Raw genomic sequence first — 25,246 nt, forward strand, 5'->3', positions numbered from 1 at the left:
ATTTTCGGGTGGCCAAGGAAAAAGCAGCGCGGCGTTTGGGTGCCGGGGGCGATGCCCAGCACCACTGGCCGAATAATAGTGAGATAGAGTCGGAATTACATGCCCGCCTGCAGCTTTTTCATGGGCCTGCCCATGCGGCGGATATACGCGAACTGCGGGATCGGGCGCTGAAAGCCATGCAGTGGCTGGAGGTGTTTCAGCCGCGTCTGACCGGCCCAGTGTTGAATGGTACGGCTACACGCCATGCGGCAATTACCCTGCATTTATTTGCGGATGCCCCTGAGACGGTCATTTTCTTTTTGATGGACCAGAAAACACCTTATGAAGAAAGCTGGCAGCGCCTACATTTTGGCGATGCCCCGGCGCAAGATTATCCCTGCCTGAAAATTGACTACGCAGACTCGGAGATTCGTCTGATCATTTTTGCACTGGATGAAGATCGACGTAGCCCCGCTTCGCCTGTAGATGGAAAACCGGTCAGGCGTGCGACTGGTCAGCAATTGCGCAAAATGTTGGAGGAAGAGCAGCCGCAAAATGGACTTTAAAGCCCAAAATTTTCCATTTATTCCTGACCCGTTGGCACAATAGCGTTTTCCTGTTCACGGGGGCGCAGGTGTTGCCAGCTGACTAAAGCCAGTGCGACAAAAATGCAGACCATTCCCACACCTTCCCAGCCTCCCGGGGTTTCACCCAATTGCAGCCAGGCGGCAACAACGCCAATCAGCGGCGCTGCCAGAGTGCCCATGCCCGCGATTCCCGAGGGCAGTTTCTGCAAGGCGTAGGCCCATAAAAAATAGGCTAGGGCAGTGCCAGGAATCGCATTATAAAGCAGGGCCCCGATAAATACGGGTGTCCAGTGAACCGTCAGCGGGTCAATAAACAAGGTCATGACAATCAGCCCAAGTCCGCCGAAAATGGTTTGCCACAAGGTGCTGTTGAATAAATCCATGTTGGGGGGCGCATAGCGCTTTTGCCAGAGGGCGGAACTGGCCCACAAAATGCCCGAAATCAGCGCAATCACGCTGCCAGCCCATTCGCCGTTGAAGCTCCAGGGCTTTAGAATGGCAATCAGACCCAACAGGGCCAACAGCACGGCCGGCCATTGTAATCCGTGCAGTTTCTCGCCGAGCAGAGGCCAGGCAAACACAATCAGCCATAGCGGCATCATGTAGACAAGAATGGCCGTTTTTCCGGCACCGCCATATTCCAGCGCCCAGAGGGCAAGCCCAATAAAACCGGTAGTTTGCAACAGGCCAAAGGGAATGATATAGCGGGCTGAGGGCATCCGCAGTGGTCTTTTCAGCCAGATGATTAAAGGAATCAGGACGATGACACTTAGCCAAACGCGCAGAGTGGCAAAAAGCAGGGGCGGGCAGTCGCTTATGGCGACTTTCATGACGACCCAGTTATATCCCCAGATCATGGACAACAGGGCCAGTGCAGCCAAAGGCCATAGTGTCACCGTTTTTTGGGGGGAAGGCATCAGTCTGTGGCTCCAGAATGTAAAAACCGGGATAGCAACCCATCCCGGCAATTCACTTCATCTCTCTTTTTGGAGAGATAAGCGGCGTTTTAGCGTAATTTGGCCCGATCGTATTGTTCTGGCCAGGGCAAGTCTACTCCCAGTTCACGGGCGGCGTGCAGGGGCCAGTACGGATTGCGAAGTAATTCCCGGGCAAGGGCGACGCCATCAGCCTGTTCTGTAACCAGAATATGTTCAGCCTGCATGGCTTCGGTAATCAGTCCGACGGCAACAGTGGGTAATCCGGTTTGTTCGCTTATTTTTTGCGCGAAGGGCGTCTGAAATCCAGGGCCAGCCGGAATGACCGCATCAGGGGTCATCCCGCCGCTGCTACAATCAATAACGTCCACACCGCTTGCCTGCAACTGCTTGGCCAGAGCGACGGATTGTTCCAGATCCCAGCCCCCGGGTACCCAATCTGTGGCCGAAATTCGGACCCACAGGGGCAGATGGTCGGGCCAGACCGCGCGCACGGCATGGGTGATTTCCAGAGGCAGGCGCATCCGGTTTTCGAGGCTGCCACCATAGGCATCATCACGATGATTACTGATGGACGAAAGAAAGCTGTGCAGAAGGTAGCCATGGGCCATGTGCAGTTCGAGGACTTCAAACCCGGCATGTAGCGCTCTTTGCGCAGCAGCCACAAAGTCCTTGCGGACTTTTTCGATATCCTCAGCAGTCATTGCCTCGGGTATCGTGTGTGCCGGACTGAAAGGCAGCGGGCTGGGGCCATAAGGTTGCCAACCCTGTTCCGCATCAGGCGCGATGGGTGCGCCGCCGGCAAAAGGAGCCTGAGTAGAGGCCTTGCGTCCGGCATGGGCAATTTGTATGGCAGTCACGGCTCCCTGGTTTTTTATGAAGCGGACGATGGGTGCCAGAGCTTCGGCTTGGGAGTCATTCCAGATACCCAGATCGCGCGGAGAAATACGACCCTCGGGACTTACCGCGCTGGCTTCGGCCATGACCAGTCCGGCCCCACCCACCGCACGGCTGCCAAGATGGACCATATGCCAATCACTGGCTACGCCATCCGGGGTAGAGTACTGACACATGGGTGCGACGACAATGCGGTTGCGCAGCGTGATGCTACGCATGGTCCAGGGCGTAAACAGTTTGTGGCTCATGCCTGTCCTCCCAGATGCTGACTGAAATGATCCAGGGTGAGACGCCAGCCTTCGGCGGCAGCTTCGGGGCGATAGCTGTCACGCGGGTCAGCAAAAAAACCGTGGGGTGCACCAGGAAACAGCGTCAGGGTGTAACGCTTTTTGGCGGTGCTGAGGGCTGCGGCAATACGTCCATGTTCTTCCGGGGTTATGGAGTGATCATCAGCTCCATAAAGCAGCAGTAGCGGGGCGCGCATCTGTTCAACCAGATGCAGGAGGGGTTGGCGTCCGGCCGGGTCTTTGTCCGGAGCAATGCCACCGCCATAAAAGGCAACGGCCGCACTGAGTTTATCGGCATGCACGGCATTGGCCATAAACGCAAAACGGCCACCCATACAAAAGCCGACAGCGCCGATGGCGTGCTTCATGACTTCGGGGCGTTTTTGCAGTTCGGCAATGGCCAACCCCGCTTCCTGCATGGCCAGATCGTCTTTCAGGGTTTTAAGATGCCCAATGGCATTGTCAAAATCCGCGTATTCATACACTTTGCCATGGTACAAATCGGGAACAATGGCACAGTATCCCGCCTTGGCAAATCGTTCGGCTACTTCCTGAAAATGGCTGTTTACGCCAAAAGCTTCAATAAATATGACGACGCCAGGATGCGGCCCATTGCTGCCGGGGCGGGCGTACCAAGCGCGGGGACCATTTTCCAGTTGTAGCCATTCGGAATGAATTTCAGACATCACTCTACCTCCTTATTCGGGTATGAAGAAAGGGAAGGGGGGATTGTTACGCGATCAGACCGCTAAAGACTGAATATATACTTGCAGTTGCCGGAGGCAACGTTGGTAGGCGTCGATAGATTGGGCGTTTTTGCCCAGTCCGACACAGCCTTCAATGGAAGCAACAATATAAAGAGCGATATCCTCGGGATTTGTGTCCGGGCGGACCTGCCCTGCGGATTGACCTTCCTTCAGTGCCCGCGCGATCACTTCTGTCCAACGCTCAATAATTTTTTGCAGACCCTGGCGAAATGATTCATCCAGAGGACTCATTTCCTGAATCAGGTTATTGAGCGGGCAACCATAGCGAATAACGGATTCATCGGCGTGGGAAATTTTTTCTGCAATGAGATTGTACAGGCCGCTGATGGGATTATCGTGCTGGGCGAGCATGGTAAACCAGCGTTCTTCGAGTTGCGGCCCGATCACTTCATTAATGACTGCAAGCCCGAGATCGCGCTTGGTACCAAAATGATGATAAAGCGCGCCCTTGCTCACGGAAGTATTGGCGAGAATACGTTCCAGACTCGCGGCCTGAAAGCCGGATTCCAGAATCTCGTTGTAAGCAGCATCCAGAAGATCGTTGCGGGTCTGTTCCGGATTGCGGGTTTTGCGTTGCATCATAGTCATCATGGGGTTGGAAGATACCGACCAAACGGTATATTGTCAAATATTGCTGTATCAGGACCTGCATCCGGTTTGGGCAAATAGCTTGAAGCGCGTTAGACTAATAGCCTGTGTGACGATGATTCGGGGTGGTGGATGAAAGCATCAATAGACTTCAAGCGGCAGGGTGACAAGCAGAATTCGGCTTTTTTTGAAGAATGGTTAGGGCGCCTGTTGGAAGATCGCGATCGCCAGGGGCTTACGGAAAATATTGGCCGCATCGATGCGTTGATGATTACGGTAGAGCCGGGGCATTCTGCTGCTTATGTGCATGAGTTGTGTTTGATGACGCCTTACAACTACCTGGTCACTCTCGAAACCGATCAGCATTCCACCCACATTCTCCGCATTGATATGAATGCGCCCGATGTGTTGGTTCGTGAAGTGAAAGATCCCAATCTGCATGGCATTTTCCGCAGTCTGAACGAAGTATATCCGGTGGGGGCCAAGCGTCCCAACTCGCGTTACATGGGAGAAGTCTTTCAGGTCAAAAACCTGCATGAAGTTCGGGAAGTCCAAAAAAACCGCGAAGTCCGTTTTTTTAATCAGGAGCAGGTGCGGCATCTGGAGTTGCCGGGCAACATGGCTATCGTCAAACCTTCTCCCTATACCCACAATATTGTCGGTTATTGGGAACGGCCTGATGATGACATCCGCGTTTATTCACTGGGTGTGTCTTCCATTCGTGATGATATGCAGGTGGCTTTTGAACAAGCCAAAGTGTTACGAGAACAACTGGGTCTGGAGCAATTACTGCTGCCCATCGATCATCTGGCAACCCGGGTATACAGCCAGAACCGGGAATTGGCCATTCTCGAATATCTGACCCTATCCAGTTATTACTACTGGGGTTCTTACGATATTCCTGATCAGAACTCTTCTACCAATGTTACCAAAAGCGTGCATTATGAAAACGTGTTGAATAGTCCTGCCAAGGTGTTTACCGCTGCCAATCATCCTTATTTTTGCAATCATTTGATTGGTCAGCCTTCACCCACCGAGGCCTTTGTACGTAATTTTGGTCCCCGCCTGCATCACATTGCCGTGGGCGTGCAGGATGGGCATACCCATGATCAGATCAACATTGATTATGTGGTGGACGCCCTACGAAATTGCGGGCAGAAATTTTTATTGCAGGTCATCGGTTCGGAGCAGGAAGGATTAAAACAGATTTTTTCCAGCGCTTCCGAGCACTCTTCCCTGATTATTGAATATGTGCAGCGTTTTGGTGGTTTCCAGGGGTTTTTCACCAAGGAAAATGTCGCTGACCTGACCGCTGCTGCGGGCGCCGATGAGACCCTGCGCAGTCTGGATGCAGAAGCCCGCGCCTGAGTTCAAAAATAGCGCAGAGATAAATCCAGGCTGTGTAAATTACGAGTAAGACTACCGACGGAGATAAAATCGACGCCGGTAGCGGCGACAGCGGCTATGTTGTGGAGGCCCATATTCCCCGAAGCTTCCAGGGGGATTTTTCCGGCCACTCTCTGCACGGCCTGGCGCAGGGATTCTAACCCGAAATTATCGAGCAGGATCATATCCACCCCTGCCGCCAATGCTTCTTCGAGTTGTTCCAGATTTTCCACCTCAATTTCGGTGCGGGTCAGGGCCGGGGCAAGTGCCTTGGCAGCACTCAGCGCCGCCGTAATACTGCCACAGGCAGCAATGTGATTTTCCTTGATGAGAATTCCATCAAACAGTCCCAGTCGATGGTTGTGCCCCCCACCTACCCGCACCGCATATTTTTGCGCCTGGCGTAAGCCGGGTATGGTTTTGCGGGTATCCAGCAGGCGAGTCCTGCTGCCCTTCAGCAATTCTACAAAATGATGCACAGTCGTTGCTGTGCCCGACAGGGTCTGAAGAAAGTTCAGGGCGCAACGCTCGGCACTGAGGAGTGCTCGGGCCGGGCCTTCGAGGCGGCACAGCACCTGATCGGCAGCAATAGCGCTTCCTTCTGCAACCTCCCAGTGTAGCTTCAGCTGGTCGGAAAGTGCGGCAAACGTGGCCGTGGCGTAGGGTTGTCCACAGAGAATTCCTGGCTCACGACTGATAATGCGGGCCTGGAGTATCTGCCCTTCGGGAATGAGAGCAGCGGTCAGATCACCGCTCCCTATATCTTCGCGAAGCGCTTGTTTAACAACCTCTATGAGGTCTTCAGGAATCATTCTAACTCCTTGGTTTTGCTGCCCACCCAAAATAACCAGACCAGTCCTATGCAGGCGGCAGTCAGTGAAGCCAATAAAATACCGAGCTTGGCTTCCTCTATCATGAATGCATCTTTAAAGGCCAGGTCACTGATAAATAAAGACATGGTAAAACCGACTCCCGCCAGCCAGGCGGCACCCAGAAGATGAGACCAACGGACGCCATTGGGCATACGAGCCATTTTGATTTTGATGGCCAGCCAGCTTGCCAGGGAAATGCCGACAAATTTCCCGAGCACCAGTCCCAGAAAAATACCTAACGTAACCCGGCTGAGCAGCATTTCACTGCTGACGTGGGCGAAATTGATGCCGGCATTGGCCAGCGCAAAAATGGGAATCACGGCAAAAGTTACCCAGGGCTGGAGGCGATGTTCCAGATGTTGTTGTGGGGCGATGGCCTCGGCACTGCTGTGTGCAATGCTTTGAATGATGCCCGCAAGCTTGCCGTTGACCAGCGGATCAAGGCGTTTGCTGTGAATGATGGTATCCCGCAGGTTTTCACTACGGGCGCTGAGTGTGTCCGCCAGTTGATCTGGACGAACTCGACCCCGTGCCGGGATGGTGAAGGCGAGCAGAATGCCGGCGACCGTGGCATGAATGCCTGAGAGCATCACAAAATACCAGAAAGGTAGCCCCAGAATCAGGTAAGGCAGGATTTTGCGAACGCCACTTTGATTGAGCAGAATCAAGCCCAGCAGTATCAAGCCGGCGATGATCAATGCCGAAACATTCAGTGATGGCGTGTAAAAAATCGCAATGACCAGTACCGCGCCAAGATCATCGGCAATAGCCAGGGCGGTCAGAAAAACAATCAGGTTACGCGGAATCCGCCAGGCCAGTAAAACCAGAATGCCAATGGCAAAGGCAATGTCTGTCGCCATGGGAATTCCCCAGCCTTCGGCGGCGGGCCCGCTGGGATTGATTTGGTGATATATCAGTGCGGGAACCAGCATCCCGCCCCCTGCAGCAATAATGGGCAGAGCTGCGTCCCGTAGGGAAGATAATTCTCCTACCAGAAATTCACGTTTTAATTCCAGGCCGACCACAAAAAAGAACACGACCATCAGTCCGTCATTAATCCAGTGGTGCAGACTCTGGTCGAGCATCCAATGACCCCAATGGATGCCGAAATGATTTTCCCAAAACAGGTGATAAGACTGATGCCATGGGGAATTGCTGAGAAACAGGGTCAGCAGCGTCGCGACAATGAGAATAATTCCCCCTGCCGTCGCGCGTCGCAAAAACTGCTCGAAAGGCGAAAAAACCTTGCCAAATAGCAGTTCGAGGGGATAGTAACGCGGTTGGCGAGATTCAGAATCCGCCATGTTCAGAGCAACTCCAGTCGTGCTGCCTGTTCCTCCACTTGCTGCAGGGCCGCTTCAATTTCCCGCAAACGCTCTTCTTCCTTGGCGACGACTTCGGCGGGAGCACGGCTACGAAAACTTTCCTGGCCTAGTTTACCGAGGGTCTTACCCCGATCGGATTCCAGGCGTTGTTGTTCTTTGTGCAAACGCGCCCGCTCTGCACCCACATCTATGACGCCAGCCAGAGGGACCAGGACTTTCAGGTCTCCCAGCAGTTGCAGGGCGGCCGGAGGGGCTTCTTCGCTGTCTGTCAGCCATTCCAGGCTACTTAAACGGGCCAGGGCAAACAGCCAGGGTTGGTAGTGCTCTGCGCGAGTACGATCCCGGGCATCACCGCCTTGCAGCAAAACAGGCAATAATTTGCTGGGCGGAATGTCCATTTCACCACGAACAGAGCGCACGGCGCGAATGGCATTGATGAGCCATTCCGTATCAGCATCGGCCTCAAGATCGACGCGTTGCAGATCGGCAATGGGGTAGGGTGCTATGGCAATACTGCTACCGCCTTTGTCGAGCATGGGCGCTATGCGCTGCCAAAGTTCTTCACTGATGAACGGCATCACCGGATGCAGCAGACGCAAACCGGCCTCCAGTACCCGCAACAGGGTATTGCGGGTACCGCATTGCTGTATCGCTGTAAACGGACTGTCCTCACGCAGAACCGGTTTGCACAGTTCAATGTACCAGTCGCAGTAATCATTCCAGAAAAATTGATACAGAGCGTGGGCGGCATCGGCAAAGCGATACTGATCAATGGCGGTGTTTACCGCTGCTTCACAGTGCTGCAGACGTCCGATAATCCAGCGTTCTGGGGCCATCAGTTCTGTCTCGCCGTGCAGCAAGCCGATTTCGGGAACCTGCATCATGGCAAAACGGGAGGCATTCCAGAGTTTGTTGCAGAAATTCCGGTTACCCTCCACGCGCTTCAAGTCAAATTTGATGTCCCGACCCTGGGTGGCCAGAGCGGTAAAGGTAAAGCGTAGGGCGTCCGTTCCGAAAGCGGGAATACCTTCGGCAAATTCCTTGCGCGTGGACTTTTCGATTTTGGCAGCCATTTGCGGCTGCATGAGTCCCCTGGTTCGTTTGGCAACCAGATCTTCCAGGCTGATGCCGTCGATCAAATCAATAGGATCCAGCACGTTACCCTTGGATTTGCTCATTTTCTGGCCTTCGGCATCGCGGACCAGGCCATGGATATACACTTCCTGAAAGGGCACTTCATCCATGAAGCGCAAACCCATCATGATCATGCGTGCGACCCAGAAGAAAATGATGTCGAATCCAGTAACCAGCACGCTACCGGGATAAAAACGTGCAAGATCAGGGGTTTTTTCCGGCCAGCCCAAGGTCGTAAACGGCCAGAGTGCAGAGCTGAACCAGGTGTCGAGTACATCGGGGTCCCGTTCGAGGACCACGGGCATGCCGTAATGGCGGCTGGCCTGGCTTTGCGCTTCCTCTTCGTGGCGTGCAACAAATATGTGTCCGTCGGGACCATACCAGGCCGGAATCTGATGTCCCCACCAGAGCTGTCGGGAAATACACCAGTCTTCAATCCGGTTCATCCAGTCAAAATAGGTTTTATTCCAGTTTTCTGGCACAAAGCGGATGCGACCTTCTTCTACGGCCTTGATGGCGGGTTCAGCCAGTGGTGCTACTTTTACATACCACTGATCCGTCAAATAGGGTTCAATGGCCGCCTGAGAACGATCACCACGCGGCACCATCAGTTTGTGGGCATCTGTTTGGACTAAAAGCCCTTCGCTTTCCAGTTGGGCCAGTATCTCCTTACGCGCAGCATAGCGGTCCAGTCCTCTTAATGCGCTCGGAATGTCTTCATCCAGGACGGATTCTGCGCTGGTAAATACCTCAAGGCTGTCACGAATACGGGCATCCGGGGTAAATACGTTGATCAAGGGTAAATGGTGACGCTGTCCCACCTGATAGTCATTAAAATCATGGGCCGGGGTGATTTTGACGCATCCCGAGCCAAATTCCGGATCTACATAATGATCGGCAATGACCGGAATTTCCCGCCCCATGATTGGCAGACGCAGAGTTTTGCCAATCAGCGCTGCATAACGTGGATCGTCGGGATGCACAGCAACGGCAGCGTCTCCCAGCAGGGTTTCCGGACGGGTGGTCGCGACCACCAGAGAACCACTACCATCGCTCAGTGGATAACGAATGTGCCAAAGAAAACCGTCTTCTTCCTCGCTGAGTACTTCCAGATCGGATACGGCGGTGCGCAGTACCGGATCCCAATTGACCAGACGTTTGCCACGATAGATGAGGCCTTCATCGTGAAGTTGCACAAATACTTCGGTGACCGCTTGTGACAAACCGCTATCGAGAGTGAAGCGTTCTCGCGTCCAGTCGCAGGAGGCGCCCAGGCGGCGCATCTGTCGGGTAATATGCCCCCCTGACGCATGACGCCATTCCCAGACTTTGTCCAGAAAAGCGCTGCGGCCCATCTGATGGCGGTCGCCACCTTCCTGAACAATCTGGCGTTCGACCAGCATTTGTGTGGCAATTCCGGCGTGGTCAGTGCCGGGTTGCCAAAGTGTTTCTTCGCCGCGCATCCGGTGAACCCGGACGAGAATATCCATGAGTGTATCCTGAAATGCATGCCCCATATGCAGGGTGCCGGTGACATTGGGGGGCGGCAACATGATGCAGTAGGGGGTTTGCCCGGGCTGAGGCTGGAATATTCCAAGCTCCTCCCAGCGTTGGTAACAGGTCTGTTCTATTTCGGCGGGGGCGAAGGGGCGGTCTAAGTGGTCAGTCATGAGCCTTCATCAGTCAGGTTCGGTAGGGGTGATTTGTTCGAGGCCATTATGCAGTACGCGCTGAAGAATTTCAGGCAGGGAGGTGCGCATTTCCTGGGCCAGACTCTCGCGCAATTTAATGCCTTCCAGCGCCAGCGTGCGCATTAAGGTCAGGCTGACCTGCTCTTTCCAGACTTTTTGCAGATGCTGAATCATCTGTTCTTCCATCTCGTTAATGACCTGTCTTTCTATTTCCTGAAAAAGTAACTGCTCAAAATCTTTCAGGAAATCCAGATCAAGAGGGGGTTTGTCTGGCACGGGTTCCTGCACTGGATGCTTTTCCACAAATTCTTGATGTTCTTCGTCGGATGGATTAATTACCGCATCTGCAATGGAAGCCTCCGGCTCAGACCCGGCAGCATCTACAATTACTTCGTCAACAGGCTCTTCAGCGGGTTCAGTATTACTCTCTGCAGTTTCATTGATAATGTGCTCAGGTTCCAGGGGTGCAGACACTGGCGATTCACCAATATCCTCTTCAGATCGTATTGGTTTTTCAGCGGGTTCCGGATTTATTGGTGCAGGCTTCAGGTGTTCGCTGACCAGACCAGTAACGGCTTGATCTGCGAAATCAGAATCACTTTTTTCTCCAAATGTAGGCTCGGATCTGGAGGCGGTAAACTTACTGAGTCCTTGGCGCATACGCTTAAGTGCTGCTTCCAGGTCGCGGTCTTCAAAGTCCTGCTGCGGATTGACTGTTTCTGCTGGCTGCCAACGCGCTTCGCTCTGTGTGTACATTTCAGTTTGTTCTGTGACAGCGGCGGCTGTAGAGTCAGATTCAGCTTCTTCCCATCGCATCGAAAATTTATCGGCCTGTCCGGCATCAAGAGATGCTGGTGTTTTATGGGATTTGCTATTGAGTTCCGGCATGGCAGGTGATTCTTCATGACGCCAAAGCTGCGGGGGTAAACCTTCTCTTACAACCTTGGTAAGCAGCAAGGGTGCGTCATCGTTATCTTCCAATGTTTCTTCAAGCACGGGTTCCTTGCGATCAGATTGTTTATTCATTGTGGTATCTCCGGTCAGGCTTCCAGGGTATGTACCTGCAAAGTGTATCCGATGTTCTTCAATGTCTTATATCTCTCTCTTGCCAGGTCGCGAGCGTTGCTCCCGGCTGGAATAAAATCCACCAGTCTTTCACACGCCGGAAGTGGCTCAGGGAGATTCTGCAAGGCGCACAACACGGCAACCACGCAGGCATCCGGCCAAGGTTGTTGGTAGTGTATGCGTACAGAATACCTTGCCCCTAATCCATGAGGAATAAAAGCATCTGCCTGAAAAGTCCAGAGCATGTCGTCCACGCCCTGGGCTGTTTCCAAATCTGCGCAGAGAATATCTGCTTCCCCAACAACTTGCCAGACCTTGTTGATGACCCGGCAGATGGCACGCAATTGCTCTTGCGGTGTCAACAGGGTAGCTGGCAGGTCATAAAAGGAAGCAGCCGGCAATGTGGTCCCCTAGGCAGTTTGACGGGATCGGTTGAGAAGATATTCGACCAACAAGGCGACGGGACGCCCGGTGGCGCCCTTGTTTTCGCCACTTTTCCAGGCCACGCCAGCAATATCCAGGTGCGCCCAATGGTAGTTTTCCGTGAAGCGCGACAAAAAACAGGCGGCTGTAATGGTTCCGGCAGGACGGCCACCGACGTTGGAAAGATCTGCAAAAGAACTCTTCAGCTGTTCCTGGTATTCTTCAAAAAGAGGTAATTCCCAGGCGCGGTCCATGCTTTCCTTGCCAGCGCTGATCAGATCATGAACCAGCCCTTCGTGGTTACCCAACACAGCGGCGGTTTGGTGCCCCAGGGCAATAACACAGGCTCCGGTCAGGGTGGCCATGTCAATGACGACATCAGGTTCGAAGCGCTCAACGTAGGTGAGGGCATCAGCAAGAATCAGTCGACCTTCAGCATCCGTATTAATGACCTCTACCGTCAGGCCTTTCATGCTCTTGTGAATATCACCGGGTTTGGTGGCCAGGCCGTCGGGCAGGTTTTCGGACGCGGGTACTACCGTGATGATGTTTAAGGGTAGTTTCAGTTCGGCAGCGGCCTGTATGGCAGCAAGGGCTGCAGCACCTCCGCACATGTCATATTTCATTTCATCCATTTTGTCAGCCGGCTTTAGAGAAATGCCACCGGCGTCAAAAGTCAGGCCCTTGCCGACAAAAACAATGGGGGCCTGTTCATCGCTCCCCCCCCAGTATTCCAGAATAATCAGGCGTGGTTCCTGACGGGATCCCTGAGCCACACCCAGTAATAAGCGCATATCCAGTGCTGCCATGGCGTCTGGACCGAGGATGGTGCTTTTGATTCCGGTCCGTTGCGCCATGGCTTCGGCCTGTTGGGCCAGCCAGATGGGGGTACAGATGTTGCCGGGCTCATTGGCTAAATCTTTCGCCCAGGCGACTGCCCGCGCGGTCGCCAGCGCTTCAGCACTGGCCTGTTTAATAGCGGCTTCTTCTTCCGCGCCACCAGCCACATTCAAATGCAGATGGGTCAGACTGCGCCGGGGGTTTTCTGATGGTTCCTTGTGATGGTCAAACTGATAATCAGCATCCATGACCGTTTGCACCAGAATTTTGCTCAAAGCTGCGGGTGAACGACGGGCAACGGGTGTTTCCAGCAGATAAAAACTGACTTGGGTGATTTGCGCCTGCTGCAAGGCTTTGCCGGCACTTTGTACCGCTTTGCGAAATTTGCTGTCTTTGAGCTTGCCATGGGCGCCCAAGCCCAGCACCATCACGCGCTGGGTAGCCAATCCGGGCAGCTGGTAGAGAATTTGGGTTTCCCCGCACTGACCACCGAAGTCTCCCATCTCTATAAATTCCTGCAGGGCGCCATTACTGGCTATATCGACCAACGTGGCTGCAGGGCTCAGGATACCGTGTTCATAAACACCAACGACAATACAATCCATTTTGTCGGTACTGGGCTTGTGGGCATGAATGGCTATCTCCACGGTAAATCTCCTGATAATCTGTGACTGAGGAATTCAATATGAACGAAAGCGTACAAAGTAAGCCCCAATGGTGCCGTGAATCAAGTGATGGATTACAAGAGAATCATCCATGACCCGTATCCATCTACAAATCATCCGAAATATTTCCGTCACCTTTCTGCTGACCTGTCTGGTCATTCTGGCCATTCTGGCGATTGGCCAATTGACCCAGCTGCTGAAGCAGGTGGCATCGGGGCAATTGCCGTTACCTGTTGTCCTGCAATTGTTGGGGCTGGCCGTACCAACACTGTTGGTGACGGTTTTGCCCCTTGCGTTTTTTTTCGCGGTGTATCTGGTGTTCAATAATTTGTATCGTTCCAATGAAATGGTGGCGATTCGCAGCACAGGCACCGGTTTGACAGGATTATTGCCTGCAGTGGCCGTGGTGGCTGGAGTCGTTTTTTGCCTGGAGCTGGGCCTGGCTTTGTCCTGGGCTCCTGCGGCCCAACGCATGCTCCAGTCAGAGTCCGAAAGGCTGGCCAATGTCGCCGCAGAAGCGATGCTGCAGCCCGGCAGTTTCACCTCCTTATCGGGGGGGCGGGTCATTTATGTGGGTTCTGCCATCGGAAAAAATACACACCGTTATCATGAAATTTTTCTCTCCATCGCCCAAGGTGCACAATCAGATATGGCAACTGCAGCCTATGGGGAAATCAAACCGGGTGCTGATGGCGCACTCAGTCTGGTGCTTATTGATGGACAGCGCTATCTCGGTCAACCCGGACAAAATGGTTTCAAGGTGCTGTCATTTGCGCGTTACCGGGTGATGATTGGCAATTCCGCTACCAATGCTACCAACCAGGCTGGCGGAATCAGTTGGAGTAATGCTTCCTTGTCCCAGTTGGTGGATCATTTTTCTGGTCTGGACAGGCGTTATGCGGTGACGGAGCTGCAATGGCGTCTAATATGGCCTATTGCTTTGCCGCTTCTGGCATTGTTGGCTATTCCACTGGCTTACAGTGAGCCACGCGGTGGCGGAAGAGCCGCAGGGATGTTGCTTGGCGTTCTCTTTCTGCTGGCGGTAAATAACATTCTGATCTATGTAAAAGAGCACATGATGGCTGGTAAGATGCCGCTTTTTCCAGGATTTCTTTGGGTAGTGCTGGGCATCGCCTTGCTCGCTTTTTATACTTTTCTACGCCGGAGTCGGGATTTGAGTTTGCTGCCTCTATTATTCAAGCAGAGTGCGCATGAAACGCGCTGATCGGCTGCTGTTTCGTGGCATGTTGGCCTATAGTGGCATTGTTTTGCTGCTGTTGTTGGCGCTGGTGTTTATTGCCCAGTTGATTGCCAAAGCTTCGGGACCGGGGCACGGCGTCTGGAATATGACGCGACTCATGCAGTACGCGGCTTTGCAACTGCCCGAAGTTGCCTATGATGTTATTCCTCTGGCCTTGCTGCTCGGTACCTTGGTCTGGATGAGTATTCTCAGTGGCCACTCTGAAGTGATTGCCCTGCGCATGTCCGGCTGGTCCCTATGGCGTCTGGAGCAGCCCTTGTTGCTGGTTGGCTTGCTGGGAACGGTGTTGATGTTCGTACTGGGGGAATGGGTGATTCCCGTGACTGCTCCGGCATCTGAAGCCATGTGGGCCAATGCCAGTGAGCCAAGCGCCGGTTTTCACAATATGGGAAATGAGGGGCTCTGGTTGCGGCGTGATGATCAACTCATTCAGATTGGTGCAGTGGGTGATTCAGGCAAGGCACTGCAGAATGTGCGCATAGTTTCACTAAGTACCGGGATGGTGGGACTGAAGACCATGACCCGCGCAGCGTCTGCTCATTTTGAGGCGGGTCATTGGGTATTGCAGGATATTGAGCTGGCTACGATTTCGCCGCAACAGTTACAGATGCAGCATGAACAAAGCTTACCCTGGAACATCAAAATGCCGCCTTCTACCCTCAGCAGCTTTGCCCATCCGACGCGCACCATGACCCTGCCCACGCTCTGGCGCAATTACCAGAATTTGCAGACCGGGGCATTAAACATGAATCGTTTTGCCTTGGCGTTCTGGCGACGCTTGAGTTATCCGTGGGTAGGCCTGATCATGATTTTGTTGGCGGTCCCATTTGTCACCCGCAATCCCCGTGGTGGAGGGCTTGCCGCCAGGGTTATGGCCGGACTGGTGCTCGGGTTGGGCTTTCACTTTTTGACGGAAATGTCTGGTTATATCAGTGTGTCTGGAGGGATTAGCCCATCGATGGCTACCATTTTACCCATTGTTTTGTTTGCTATAATTGCTGGTTTCTTGCATCGTATTGTTTAAAAGAAAGTAGTGCTTAATCTTTTTTCGTTGTGACGTTTCCTGATTGCATTATAATGGACACCGATACGCCAAACTTGAATACTCCGATTTCGGATGGTCCGATAGTCGAATGGAGAGATTACTATGACCATACCCATGCTAGTTGATCATTTGCGTGAATACCATCAATGGCGAATGCGTATTGCAAATGCTGTGGATCTGCTTGCGAAGCTCTCTATAGAAATGGAAATTCTACCTAGCGGCACAATGTTACGCATGGAGAATCTTGCTCAAGAAATTGCCAGGGATCATTTACGTGTATCGTTTTTTGGTGAGTTTGCCCGAGGTAAGTCCGAACTCATTAATGCCCTGTTTTTTTCGGATCTAGGTGCGCGTCTGATGCCCTCTGGTCCGGGGCAAACTACCATGTGCCCTGTAGAGATTGCCTATACCCACATGACGCCTTCTTTGCAATTGTTGCCGATTCGCAGTAGAACTCTCAATGATTCAGTTGAAAAATTAAAAAAAATACGGGATCTCTGGACGTTTTCTCCATTGAATCCAGAAGACAAAAAAGACTGTGCAGAACGCATGACCCAACTGACGGAGACACTTTGTGTACCGATGGAAGAGGCACGTAGTTACGGATTATGCCCGCAAGTTAAAGAGTTTGGATCACAGTTAGAGACTGCTAACAGTGGCGACTGCGGAGAAGGAAAAGTTAGAATTTCACGTTGGCGCTATGCGTTGCTGCAGTGGGTACATCCGGTGCTGGAAGCGGGGCTGGTTATTCTGGATACACCAGGCCTTAATTCATTGGGTAGTGAAGCAGATTTAGGGCTGGAGGTAGCCCGTGACGCTGATGCATTGATATTTGTGCTGAGTGCGGATAGTGGTGTAACACAAAGCGACCTGGCGATCTGGGAACAATCACTTGGGCGTCATGCACTACAAAATCAATTGGTGGTACTTAATAAAGTAGATACGCTTTGGGATGATTTGCTGAACCCTGAACAGGAGGCTGATGCTATTTCTGCTCAAAGAGAAAAGACGGCAACACGCTTGGGATTAAGTGTGGACCAAGTCATTGCCGTCTCCGCGCAAAAAGGCTTACTGGGTCGGATTCGTCAAGATGACAGTTTATGTGCTCGAAGTGGGCTAAAAGAACTGGAAGAAGCAATAGCGCAAATTCTTATTCCTGGAAAGCGTGAATCTATCCTGGAAAGCGCGCGGCGACTGATCAGAAGGGTAGTTATTGATCAGCGCGTTTTGCTGGAGGAACAAATTAAGAATCTGGGCGATGAGATTGAGAGCATGGAGCGTCTGCAGGCACAAACTGGAGAGCAATTACCGCGTTTGCTGGAAAAACAGAAAAAACTCATGCGCTCTTTTGCTAGTGACCAGGATTCTTTTGTGCTGAAAGAAAGAGAGTTTCTGGAATCTGCAAATACCTGGTTATTACAGTCGCTTTCCATGGAACAGCTTGATCAGATTATCATCTCTGCCCGGACAGAATTGCTGGCTGCCTGGACTACTGTAGGTATTTATGACCGATTCTCAAAGTTTTTCGAGGAGACTATTGCACAATTTGACAATGCTCTTGAGCGGGCCAATCGCCTTTCGGCATTAATGCTGGATGCCTATCGGGTACTTGAACAACAGTATGGATTATCCAAACTGGATACCATTCCATATGTTATTTTGCCTCGGCGAGCCGAGTTGTTGGCGATAGCAGATCGCTATGAGCGTTTCGGTAAAAGACTGGAAATTGCTGCTTCCACACAAGGTTCGGTTGTTCGGAAGGCTTTTTTCTCACTAGCACAGCAGATAGAGGAATTTGTAAAAGAAACGCAAAAAGACATACGTAATTGGGTTAACGAGTCTCTTGATTTAATGAATCGTCAATTGGAACTTTTTGCCGCACAATCTAAAGAAAAGTTGACTGCATTGGAGTCAATTGTGCATTCGTCGGCTAATATTCAGCCGCGTATTCAGTCGCTCAGTCAGCAAAGGCGGGTTAAGGAATCAAATTTAACTGCGCTGAATGATACTTATTATGGATTGGGTGAATTGCTGCAGATGGTCCCGGATGATAATTCTCAGGCAACTCCTACGGATGTTGTTTCACAATAAAGAATTTTATGGTCCATTTCGGAATATGATTTTATGCTAAGAATCGTATTATTTTTATTATTATTTTTGATATGCTTAGCTATAATTTTTCGAAATCTGACAAAAAATAATAAACTTATTAAGGAGTTGAAAGCGCAATCTTCTTTGTAATCTGCCTTGATCGAGGTGGATCGGTTGTTGGGAGACTCCCTGACACAGGATCTCTCTTCGACAACACAACAGATGATGGAAATTCTGGCTAGATATCTGAATCCTTCTTTAGTTTGGATCGGTGCGTTTAAAGCTGAGGATGATTCCGTCAGTATCCTGTCTCTGGCTGGGCCGCGCCGAGAAGTTGCCGTTAAAACAAAAATTTATATCGGAACAGGCGGTTTTGATGGCTCTGTCCATAATGCACTAGAAAATATTGTAGCTCAATATATGCCGCTTCTAGGAGACAATTCCTATAGCGGGTGGCCGATTTCTGATGATGTGATTTTTCATGCTAGTTTAAGTGTGCCTTATCGCAGCCTGAGTGGTGATAAGGGAATTATAGTTTTTTTTCTGCCAAAGAAATTTGATTTGGTATCACCAAATCATACTTTGTGGATGCACCTTGCAGATGATTTCGCCGTGTTTTTGGAAAGGCACAAAAAAGCACTGGATATAAATCGTATTTCAGGTTATCAGTTGGCTATTGCTGATCTCCTCAATGATATCCTTAAGGTTAAAGAGTTACAGGCGGCCTATGATCTGGTCCTTTTGTTGTTGACTAGCCGTGTGGCCGCTTATGGAGCTTGGATTGTCGCCTGTCCTGAACAGAAAGATGATGTCTCATCATATGTATTAATCACCTCGAAGGGTTGTATGCCTGAAATTTCCCTCAAGTATTGGCTGGAAAAACCGGGTGCGGTCCGACAATGGCTTCATGAAGTTATCGAAAGAATGCGTTATCGCGGTTGCGCTTTCGTTGATGAAGTAAGAGCGGATGCGCGTCTGGAAACTTGGCGAGATTCCGAGCCGATTATGAATAAAACTTCGGTTATCGGAGCCTGGCCTTTATGGGGTGATACTGGCTTGCAGGCAATTTTGTTCATAAGCAGCAATGATTCCGACTATTTTAGCAATAATTTGCAGGTGTTTTTGTACCAGTTAACAGAAATTTTGCATATTGCTAATCAGCAAATCCATATCAAGGCAGATATTCGCAGACGCAATCTGCTCTATCAGGCCTTGCTGGACGAAGCTGATGTTGTCCTGAAAACGAAAACAGAACGGCCTCTGCTAGAGGAAGTCTGTAGAGGGTTGGTAGGCAGTAAACTTTTTGACGCTGCTTGGTTGACTCGTCCTAGAGATGATGGATCACTCAGTATTCTAGCTCATGTTTCATCGGTGTCCTTGGATAGAAATGAATCGGTTGGAAGGATGATTACCGCTGATTTGGAGCGAAGTCTGGTAGGTTGTGTTTGGGAAACTGGTCAGGCGTTGTTTCCTTCTCTAACACCACGAAAAGAAGCCGCGCCAAATACCAACACCCCTGTTGCGCTCTTGCCAGTTCTTCGCAGTGCCAAATTGTGGAGTGTTCTCGTGGTTAGAAGCCAGTTGACCGAATATTTGAGTGAGGATGTTGCAGGACTTCTGCAGCGAGTCGCTTCATTGTTAGGTCGTGGTTTAGATGAGATGGATCTGAAGCAAAAGCTTGCGGATGAACAAATTCGGCAAAGCTGGCTTGCAAGTCATGACCCATTAACTGGATTAACAAATCGTCGTGGGTTGGAAACTTACTTTTTCCATGCCATCTTGCGCGCTCAGCGCAATAGAACTTCGTTGGCTGTATTACTTATTGATCTGGATGATTTTAAACCCGTCAATGATACCTATGGGCATGAAGCTGGCGATCAGCTTCTGGTCAGGGTGGCTGGTGCTTTGCAGGATGCCATACGCAATACAGATTTTCTGGTACGCCTTGGGGGAGACGAATTTGTTATTTTACTGGAGGGTCTGCATAAGACGGATGATCTGCTACCGGTCTTGGACAATATTTACAAAGCCGTAGTCACGCCTTTCATGCTAGAGGCTGAAATTAAGGCATCTGTAGGCTGCAGTGCCGGACTGACCTTGTATCCTGAAGATTCAGCCACTCCGGACGGTTTGCTGCGCCATGCGGATGAAGCCCTGTATGTAGCAAAACGTAACAAGCAGAGCCGCTCCCAGTACTGGGTGAATTATCTGGATATTTTGGCGGCCGAAAAAAACGACTAGAAAGCGGCTCTGGAAGGGCAAAATTTCTGCCCGGGGCTTTACTCCCTTTGCCGGATGAGTTCCTGATCAAAGGCGTTATCCAGTTCCTGGGACAACTTGAGCACCTTGCGAAAAATGAAAGGGTCGGCATCGTCGGCCTGGGCGCGCAGCCGCAGGCGGGCCAGCCCGTCAAAACTGTGGGCACGGTCTACCGGATCACTCAAGGCCTGACATTGGTTTCCCTGGTAAATGGCGATAAGCACTTCCGCCGTCAGGGGGTCTTCCAACGTATTGTTTTGGGCAGACGCTAAGGCTTCTGCGGGGCTCAGATCACCGAGGAGAGGGTATCCCAGGTGATGATTCAAAAACTCTACCAACTCTTGATAAGTCATTACTTACTCCAGAAAATCAAAGGGACTGGGTCATGCCGTCATTCAGCGAGATATTACAAGCATCAGCGACACGTTGAAAATAATATTGCAGATCCAAAGGAATGGTCACGCCATCCAACAATCTGAGTAAATGCAGGTCGGCCGTCAGGATAATATCTACCAGTGACAAATCACCCGTGTAGAAGCGCTGGCGAGCCAGGATTTTGCCCAGTTCGCGTAATCGTCCCCGACTTTCAAGTTGCTGATATGCGCCGTAGCGGTCATTGGCCAAAGCTTCGACAGACTGCTGGAAACGGCGTTCACATTCGTTCCGGTAATAGTTCATATCCTCCTCATCATGACTGATATCATCATAAGCAGGCAAAACCGGAGCGATCAGTCTTTCCAGCAGCGGCGTCAGACTGTTGCGCCACTGACAAAAAGCCGCCCATTCCGACTCGGCAATATTCTGCTGCATAGGCAGAGTTTCGGGATAAAGCCGATCCAGTTCCGCCAATTCGGACAGCGTAGCTTGTTGTTTCTTGCCATTGGCATGGACCAGTACCGGTAAATCCGCATAGTCCAGATCAAAGGCTGTTTCCTGGTCACGCAGGGCACAGGGATGATCTTGCCAGTGCAGATCTTTGGCGCTCAACACCATTCGCAGCATCTGCCCGGCAGTAGAAGACCAACGGTGATACAGGTGGATTTCGCGGGTGGAATCACTCATTGACGATCATCTTCAACAAGGCTCAGCACATGCTGCCATTGGCTTTTGGTGATGGGCAGAATGGACAGGCGGTTGCCTTTGCGTACCAGGGGGCTATCCGCAAATTCCGGCATGTTGCGCAGGCTGTCCAGGGAAATGCATTGCGTAAAACTACGCCGATAGGCAACGTCCACCAGATCCCAGCGTGGCTTGTCAAGGCTGGAGCCGGAATCGTAATAATGACTGTGTGGATCAAACTGGGTGGGGTCGGGGCGGGCGTTGCTGACTACTTCGGCCATCCCGACAATACCCGGCACCGCTACCCTGGAATGATAAATAAAAATGCCATCCCCCGGCTGCATGCTGCGCAGAAAATTCCGTGCCTGATAATTGCGGATACCATCCCAGGGTTCCTGGCCGCGCGCCTGTAAATCATTCAGAGAAAAGGCTTCGGGTTCCGTTTTCATTAACCAGTAGTGCATCATTTCAGTCCAGGACGATGGGGTCATGTAAACGATGGCTGAGTAGCCGACCCAGAGCGGTTGTCAGGTTTTCTCCCGTCTGGCTGTCCAGCCATTGATCATCCTTGGCCGAAAAGCGGGCGGGACCATCACTGCAGGCCAGCCAGATTTGCTGTACGGCCTCCTGGCGATTAATGATAATCTGACTGCCATCGGGCAGGAGCAAAGTGAGCACACTGTCCACCAGATCACATTCCACATCCGCAGTGCGTTCCTCAATGCGGGTCAGCAATTCTGTCAGGGTGTTTTCAACGGCGACGGCAAAGCTTTTTTCGTTCATTACGGTTTCCTCAAGTTTGGTCCTATGATGCGACCTGACCTATTGCAGAGCAAGTTTTGATCCATCAGGACTGGTCTGCGTGATTCAGTAATATGGCCAGAAACGATTCACCATAGGCGGCGAGTTTGCGTTCACCAACGCCGGGCACTGTGGCGAGACTGGCCAGGGTCCGGGGGCGCAGGCGCAGCATTTCCATTAGTGTCGCATCATGAAAAATCACATAGGGAGGTACCCCCTGGGTTTGTGCCAGGGCGCGGCGATGCTGCCGTAAATCTTCCCATAATGCTTTGTCACCGGCGGGAATTTCCTGGACCTTTTCTTTTTTTCGGGGCTGGGTGTTTTCGTGCTGGCGCAGGGTGAGGATTTGTTCACCGCGCAAAATGGGACGACTCAGTGGACTCAGACGCAAGCCACCATGTCCTTCGCTATCCACTTCAACCAGGCCCCGGAGTAACAGATGGCGGAACAAGGCGCGCCAGGCGTTGGCAGATAATTCCTTGCCAAGGCCATAAACCCGGAGTTGATGATGGCCCCATTGCTGAATACGGGGATCATCGCGGGCGAGTAAGACATCGACCAGATACTGAACACCAAAACGCTGACCCGTGCGGTGTACCGCAGAGAGGGCTTTTTGTGCGGCAACGGTGGCATCCCAGGTGGCCGGAGGGGTCAGGCAGTTGTCGCAATTACCGCAGGGTAGGGCGAGGGTTTCGCCAAAATAACTCAGCAGAGTCTGGCGCCGGCATTGCGTCGTTTCGCAAAGGGCGAGCATGGCATCCAGTTTTTGGCCTTCCATTTGCTTACGTTGCTGGTCGGCTTCAGATTGCTGAATCATCTGCCGAAGTTGTACCACATCCTGCAGGCCATAATGCATCCAGGCTTCAGCAGGCAAACCGTCACGCCCCGCCCGCCCGGTTTCCTGATAATACGCTTCGATACTTTTAGGCAAATTGAGATGGGCCACAAAACGCACATTGGGCTTGTCGATGCCCATGCCAAAAGCAATAGTTGCGACAATAATGACGCCCTCATCGCGCTGAAAACGCTGTTGATGGCGGCGCCTTTCATCCGCAGAAAGGCCAGCATGGTAGGGCAGGGCATCCAACCCTTCTGTCTGAAGCCATGCGGCTATTTCTTCGACGCGTTTACGGGAAAGGCAATAAACAATACCCGCTTCACCATCATGGCGGTCGCGAATAAAACGCAGCAGGGCGTTGCGCGCACCCTGGCTGCTGCTGTGGATGTGGTAGCGGATATTGGGGCGATCAAAAGACCGGGTAAAAATCCGGGCGCGTTGCAATCCCAGCCGTTCGATGATTTCCAGGCGGGTTTTGGGGTCTGCGGTGGCGGTCAGGGCAATGCGCGGTATGGTCGGAAAGCGCTCGTGGAGAACTTTCAGTTGCAGATATTCCGGGCGAAAATCATGTCCCCACTGAGATACGCAATGCGCCTCATCAATCGCGAAAAGATTGATCTGACATTGTTGCAGCAGGCGCAGAGTACGATCTTGCAAAAGGCGCTCGGGGGCAATGTACAGTAAATCCAGTTGGCCGCTGCGCAGGGCTTCTTCGGTTTCGCGGATTTCCCGGAGCTGAATGCTGGAATTAAGAGCCGCCGCCGCAACCCCCGCCTGCCGCAGGGCATTCACCTGATCTTCCATCAGCGCGATGAGCGGTGATATGACTACGCCAGCACCCGGACGGGCGATAGCCGGAATCTGGTAACACAATGACTTGCCGCCCCCGGTAGGCATCAACACCAGTGCGTCCTGATCGCTCATGAGTGTGGCGATGACTTCCTCTTGGGGAGCTCGAAACTGTTCATAACCAAATGTATGGCGCAGGATTTCAAGCGGCGGCGTAATGGTGGGCATATCTGCTGAGCTGATGTTATTCCTTAATGATTGGGTTGAACATAAGTAGGGCAGTCTATTTGCTGAATTTGTGGTTTACTGAGATCAATTCGGGCGGCGCTCAACTGGCGACCCCAGACGCAGCCACTATCCAGAGCCAGCAATCGTTCATGCACCAACAGACCCTGAGTCGCCCAATGCCCACAAATAATAGCAGCGCTGGGCTGCCGTTCAAAAAACCATTGATGCCACGGAGCATATATATGCTCCAGGTCTTTGGGTGGGGTGCTGGGCCAGTTGAAACGACCATCTGCAGTCACATAACGGGCACGGGTAAAGACCGCCACCCGAAAACGCTGGGCGTCTTCTTCGTTGCGGCAACCTTCCCAGCAATCCGGAGCGGGCGCAGCCCACAATGATTTCAAAAAGCGTTTCCAGTGCGGGCCGCATAGTGCCTCCTGCACCTGCAACGCATGCTCTGTAGCACTGGAAATATCCCAGTCAGGATGGATGGCGGCATGGACCATCGTCCAGCCCAGCGCTTCGTCATGATGGAGCAGCGGTCTTTGCCGTAACCAATCCAGCCAATCCCCGGCATTTTTGTCACTGAGCAAGGTGCCGAGCGTGTCACTTTTTTTAGCGGGAACAATACCCGCCCAGCGCGAAAGCGCATATAAATCATGATTGCCCAGCACAATCTGGAGGCGATCCTGCCAGTTAAAAAGTTTTTTCAGTAATGGACGACTATCGGGACCACGATTCAGCAAATCACCCGCTAACCAGAGTCGATCATGCTGCGCATCAAAGCTGATTTTTTGCAATAACGCGTTGAAGGGGGCACAACAACCCTGCACATCTCCCAATGCGTAAGTAGCACCCATGGTATTAAAGGGTGATGACCTGATCGGAGATTTTCATCTGGCGGACCAGGGTTTTCATACTGGCCGCCTCAATGCTGGAGTTGAGCAGGGATTTTTCAGACTGATGCAGCCATTCGAGGCCGACCACATATATTCGCGCGCCCAGTTCCTGCAGTTCATGCATGAGATCCTGATGCACCAACTGTTTTGGCCCGGTTTGCTCATCCAGAAAAGCCAGGGGACAGGCTTCCTGGGCAAGAAAAATGCTGACCTCAACGCCATCCGCCAAAGCCGACGCTGCCATACGCAGGCCGTGCAGAACAGGATTACCCTTGGCTTCGGGGTCGGATTTGAGGAGAATGGTCCAGTGCATTTCGTCTGACTCTTTAATGGATAGTTCACTTTATTTATTCCATGAGCATAGCATAAAAAAGCCGGAATAATGTATGTACTATTCGCCCCGGGCCTGGTGTTTGAACTAGAGGCAGTTGCAGCGCCGGGCAGTTGCTGCGAGCTTGACCCGTTGGTGCGGCAGCGCTATAAATCCATCGGATATGTTTAATTGGGAATAACGTTAGGATTTCCCGGGTACGAC

Annotated in this window: 23 protein-coding genes; 6 read left to right on the forward strand and 17 right to left on the reverse strand. The window is 51.9% G+C overall.

Annotated elements, in window-relative coordinates:
• Window positions 1-545 (forward strand): nucleotidyltransferase (locus HJG40_RS05780; protein WP_215863307.1); only part of this gene is annotated, 545 nt, incomplete at its 5' end.
• Between the two features lie 17 nt (window positions 546-562).
• Here the strand turns inward: HJG40_RS05780 and HJG40_RS05785 are convergent.
• From HJG40_RS05785 to HJG40_RS05800, 4 genes are all read right to left on the reverse strand, one after another.
• On the reverse strand, window positions 563-1,483 hold the full coding sequence (locus HJG40_RS05785; protein WP_215863308.1) for a DMT family transporter: 921 nt from the start codon (window positions 1,481-1,483) through the stop codon (window positions 563-565).
• 89 nt (window positions 1,484-1,572) lie between these two features.
• Window positions 1,573-2,646 carry an NADH:flavin oxidoreductase/NADH oxidase gene (locus HJG40_RS05790; RefSeq protein ID WP_215863309.1) on the reverse strand — a complete coding sequence of 358 codons (1,074 nt, stop codon included), beginning with the start codon at window positions 2,644-2,646 and terminating at the stop codon, window positions 1,573-1,575.
• On the reverse strand, window positions 2,643-3,371 hold the full coding sequence (locus HJG40_RS05795) for a dienelactone hydrolase family protein (protein ID WP_215863310.1): 729 nt from the start codon (window positions 3,369-3,371) through the stop codon (window positions 2,643-2,645). Before HJG40_RS05795 ends, HJG40_RS05790 begins: the two co-directional genes overlap by 4 nt.
• A 54-nt stretch (window positions 3,372-3,425) precedes the next feature.
• Window positions 3,426-4,034: a TetR/AcrR family transcriptional regulator gene (locus HJG40_RS05800; RefSeq protein ID WP_215863311.1), complete on the reverse strand. Its 609-nt coding sequence runs from the start codon at window positions 4,032-4,034 to the stop codon at window positions 3,426-3,428.
• A gap of 138 nt (window positions 4,035-4,172) precedes the next feature.
• Between HJG40_RS05800 and HJG40_RS05805 the strand changes: the two genes are divergently transcribed.
• Window positions 4,173-5,408, forward strand: coding sequence for a hypothetical protein (locus HJG40_RS05805; RefSeq protein WP_215863312.1), 1,236 nt, complete (start codon window positions 4,173-4,175; stop codon window positions 5,406-5,408).
• 2 nt (window positions 5,409-5,410) lie between these two features.
• On the opposite strand, the gene nadC is transcribed toward HJG40_RS05805, so the two are convergent.
• The 6 genes from nadC to HJG40_RS05835 are packed head-to-tail and all read right to left on the reverse strand — an operon-like array spanning window position 5,411 to window position 13,381.
• Window positions 5,411-6,238 (reverse strand): carboxylating nicotinate-nucleotide diphosphorylase, encoded by an 828-nt coding sequence (gene nadC, locus HJG40_RS05810; protein ID WP_215863313.1) that lies wholly within the window; start codon window positions 6,236-6,238, stop codon window positions 5,411-5,413.
• Window positions 6,235-7,602 (reverse strand): Na+/H+ antiporter NhaA, encoded by a 1,368-nt coding sequence (nhaA, locus tag HJG40_RS05815; RefSeq protein ID WP_215863314.1) that lies wholly within the window; start codon window positions 7,600-7,602, stop codon window positions 6,235-6,237. The genes nadC and nhaA overlap by 4 nt, the downstream gene beginning before the upstream one ends.
• Window positions 7,603-7,604: 2 nt before the next feature.
• Entirely contained in the window at window positions 7,605-10,427 is a 2,823-nt protein-coding gene (locus HJG40_RS05820) for a valine--tRNA ligase (RefSeq protein WP_215863315.1), read from the reverse strand.
• A gap of 9 nt (window positions 10,428-10,436) precedes the next feature.
• Complete coding sequence (locus tag HJG40_RS05825) at window positions 10,437-11,474, reverse strand: hypothetical protein (RefSeq protein WP_215863316.1); 1,038 nt, start codon at window positions 11,472-11,474, stop codon at window positions 10,437-10,439.
• A 14-nt stretch (window positions 11,475-11,488) separates the two neighbouring features.
• Window positions 11,489-11,914, reverse strand: coding sequence for a DNA polymerase III subunit chi (locus tag HJG40_RS05830; RefSeq protein WP_215863317.1), 426 nt, complete (start codon window positions 11,912-11,914; stop codon window positions 11,489-11,491).
• Between the two features lie 9 nt (window positions 11,915-11,923).
• Entirely contained in the window at window positions 11,924-13,381 is a 1,458-nt protein-coding gene (locus HJG40_RS05835; protein ID WP_226857243.1) for a leucyl aminopeptidase, read from the reverse strand.
• A 151-nt stretch (window positions 13,382-13,532) separates the two neighbouring features.
• Here HJG40_RS05835 and lptF point away from each other — a divergent pair, with 151 nt between their 5' ends.
• The 4 genes from lptF (at window position 13,533) to HJG40_RS05855 (ending at window position 20,079) form a co-directional block, all read left to right on the forward strand.
• Window positions 13,533-14,666: an LPS export ABC transporter permease LptF gene (gene lptF, locus HJG40_RS05840; protein ID WP_215863319.1), complete on the forward strand. Its 1,134-nt coding sequence runs from the start codon at window positions 13,533-13,535 to the stop codon at window positions 14,664-14,666.
• A complete protein-coding gene (lptG, locus tag HJG40_RS05845; protein WP_215863320.1) occupies window positions 14,653-15,726 on the forward strand; it encodes an LPS export ABC transporter permease LptG in 1,074 nt (357 codons plus the stop codon). The genes lptF and lptG overlap by 14 nt, the downstream gene beginning before the upstream one ends.
• Before the next feature lie 123 nt (window positions 15,727-15,849).
• Window positions 15,850-17,838 (forward strand): dynamin family protein, encoded by a 1,989-nt coding sequence (locus tag HJG40_RS05850; RefSeq protein WP_215863321.1) that lies wholly within the window; start codon window positions 15,850-15,852, stop codon window positions 17,836-17,838.
• 174 nt (window positions 17,839-18,012) lie between these two features.
• Window positions 18,013-20,079 (forward strand): sensor domain-containing diguanylate cyclase, encoded by a 2,067-nt coding sequence (locus tag HJG40_RS05855; protein WP_215863322.1) that lies wholly within the window; start codon window positions 18,013-18,015, stop codon window positions 20,077-20,079.
• A gap of 38 nt (window positions 20,080-20,117) precedes the next feature.
• Here the strand turns inward: HJG40_RS05855 and HJG40_RS05860 are convergent, their stop codons facing one another.
• The 7 genes from HJG40_RS05860 to HJG40_RS05890 form a co-directional block, all read right to left on the reverse strand.
• Window positions 20,118-20,450, reverse strand: a complete 333-nt coding sequence (locus HJG40_RS05860; protein ID WP_215863323.1) for a hypothetical protein — start codon at window positions 20,448-20,450, stop codon at window positions 20,118-20,120.
• 16 nt (window positions 20,451-20,466) lie between these two features.
• Window positions 20,467-21,159: a glutathione S-transferase family protein gene (locus HJG40_RS05865; RefSeq protein WP_215863324.1), complete on the reverse strand. Its 693-nt coding sequence runs from the start codon at window positions 21,157-21,159 to the stop codon at window positions 20,467-20,469.
• Window positions 21,156-21,623, reverse strand: coding sequence for an EVE domain-containing protein (locus HJG40_RS05870; RefSeq protein ID WP_226857237.1), 468 nt, complete (start codon window positions 21,621-21,623; stop codon window positions 21,156-21,158). The genes HJG40_RS05865 and HJG40_RS05870 overlap by 4 nt, the downstream gene beginning before the upstream one ends.
• A gap of 1 nt (window position 21,624) precedes the next feature.
• Entirely contained in the window at window positions 21,625-21,939 is a 315-nt protein-coding gene (gene cyaY / locus HJG40_RS05875; RefSeq protein WP_215863325.1) for an iron donor protein CyaY, read from the reverse strand.
• A 64-nt stretch (window positions 21,940-22,003) separates the two neighbouring features.
• Entirely contained in the window at window positions 22,004-23,812 is a 1,809-nt protein-coding gene (recQ, locus tag HJG40_RS05880) for a DNA helicase RecQ (RefSeq protein ID WP_215863326.1), read from the reverse strand.
• Between the two features lie 23 nt (window positions 23,813-23,835).
• A complete protein-coding gene (locus tag HJG40_RS05885) occupies window positions 23,836-24,672 on the reverse strand; it encodes a symmetrical bis(5'-nucleosyl)-tetraphosphatase (protein WP_215863327.1) in 837 nt (278 codons plus the stop codon).
• A gap of 4 nt (window positions 24,673-24,676) precedes the next feature.
• A complete protein-coding gene (locus tag HJG40_RS05890) occupies window positions 24,677-25,024 on the reverse strand; it encodes a DsrE family protein (RefSeq protein ID WP_215863328.1) in 348 nt (115 codons plus the stop codon).
• Between the last annotated feature and the right edge of the window lie 222 nt (window positions 25,025-25,246).

It is taken from the genome of Acidithiobacillus concretivorus, from assembly GCF_018853445.1.
Taxonomy (GTDB): Bacteria; Pseudomonadota; Gammaproteobacteria; order Acidithiobacillales; family Acidithiobacillaceae; genus Acidithiobacillus; species Acidithiobacillus concretivorus.

Bases quoted from the DNA above. Each gene is read 5' to 3' on its own strand.
- HJG40_RS05785 (WP_215863308.1), bottom strand. From the start codon at position 1,483: ATGCCTTCCCCCCAAAAAACGGTGACACTATGGCCTTTGGCTGCACTG.
- HJG40_RS05790 (WP_215863309.1), bottom strand. From the start codon at position 2,646: ATGAGCCACAAACTGTTTACGCCCTGGACCATGCGTAGCATCACGCTG.
- HJG40_RS05795 (WP_215863310.1), bottom strand. From the start codon at position 3,371: ATGTCTGAAATTCATTCCGAATGGCTACAACTGGAAAATGGTCCCCGC.
- HJG40_RS05800 (WP_215863311.1), bottom strand. From the start codon at position 4,034: ATGATGCAACGCAAAACCCGCAATCCGGAACAGACCCGCAACGATCTT.
- HJG40_RS05805 (WP_215863312.1), top strand. From the start codon at position 4,173: ATGAAAGCATCAATAGACTTCAAGCGGCAGGGTGACAAGCAGAATTCG.
- nadC (WP_215863313.1), bottom strand. From the start codon at position 6,238: ATGATTCCTGAAGACCTCATAGAGGTTGTTAAACAAGCGCTTCGCGAA.
- nhaA (WP_215863314.1), bottom strand. From the start codon at position 7,602: ATGGCGGATTCTGAATCTCGCCAACCGCGTTACTATCCCCTCGAACTG.
- HJG40_RS05820 (WP_215863315.1), bottom strand. From the start codon at position 10,427: ATGACTGACCACTTAGACCGCCCCTTCGCCCCCGCCGAAATAGAACAG.
- HJG40_RS05825 (WP_215863316.1), bottom strand. From the start codon at position 11,474: ATGAATAAACAATCTGATCGCAAGGAACCCGTGCTTGAAGAAACATTG.
- HJG40_RS05835 (WP_226857243.1), bottom strand. From the start codon at position 13,381: ATGGATTGTATTGTCGTTGGTGTTTATGAACACGGTATCCTGAGCCCT.
- lptF (WP_215863319.1), top strand. From the start codon at position 13,533: ATGACCCGTATCCATCTACAAATCATCCGAAATATTTCCGTCACCTTT.
- lptG (WP_215863320.1), top strand. From the start codon at position 14,653: ATGAAACGCGCTGATCGGCTGCTGTTTCGTGGCATGTTGGCCTATAGT.
- HJG40_RS05850 (WP_215863321.1), top strand. From the start codon at position 15,850: ATGACCATACCCATGCTAGTTGATCATTTGCGTGAATACCATCAATGG.
- HJG40_RS05860 (WP_215863323.1), bottom strand. From the start codon at position 20,450: ATGACTTATCAAGAGTTGGTAGAGTTTTTGAATCATCACCTGGGATAC.
- HJG40_RS05865 (WP_215863324.1), bottom strand. From the start codon at position 21,159: ATGAGTGATTCCACCCGCGAAATCCACCTGTATCACCGTTGGTCTTCT.
- HJG40_RS05870 (WP_226857237.1), bottom strand. From the start codon at position 21,623: ATGATGCACTACTGGTTAATGAAAACGGAACCCGAAGCCTTTTCTCTG.
- cyaY (WP_215863325.1), bottom strand. From the start codon at position 21,939: ATGAACGAAAAAAGCTTTGCCGTCGCCGTTGAAAACACCCTGACAGAA.
- recQ (WP_215863326.1), bottom strand. From the start codon at position 23,812: ATGCCCACCATTACGCCGCCGCTTGAAATCCTGCGCCATACATTTGGT.
- HJG40_RS05885 (WP_215863327.1), bottom strand. From the start codon at position 24,672: ATGGGTGCTACTTACGCATTGGGAGATGTGCAGGGTTGTTGTGCCCCC.
- HJG40_RS05890 (WP_215863328.1), bottom strand. From the start codon at position 25,024: ATGCACTGGACCATTCTCCTCAAATCCGACCCCGAAGCCAAGGGTAAT.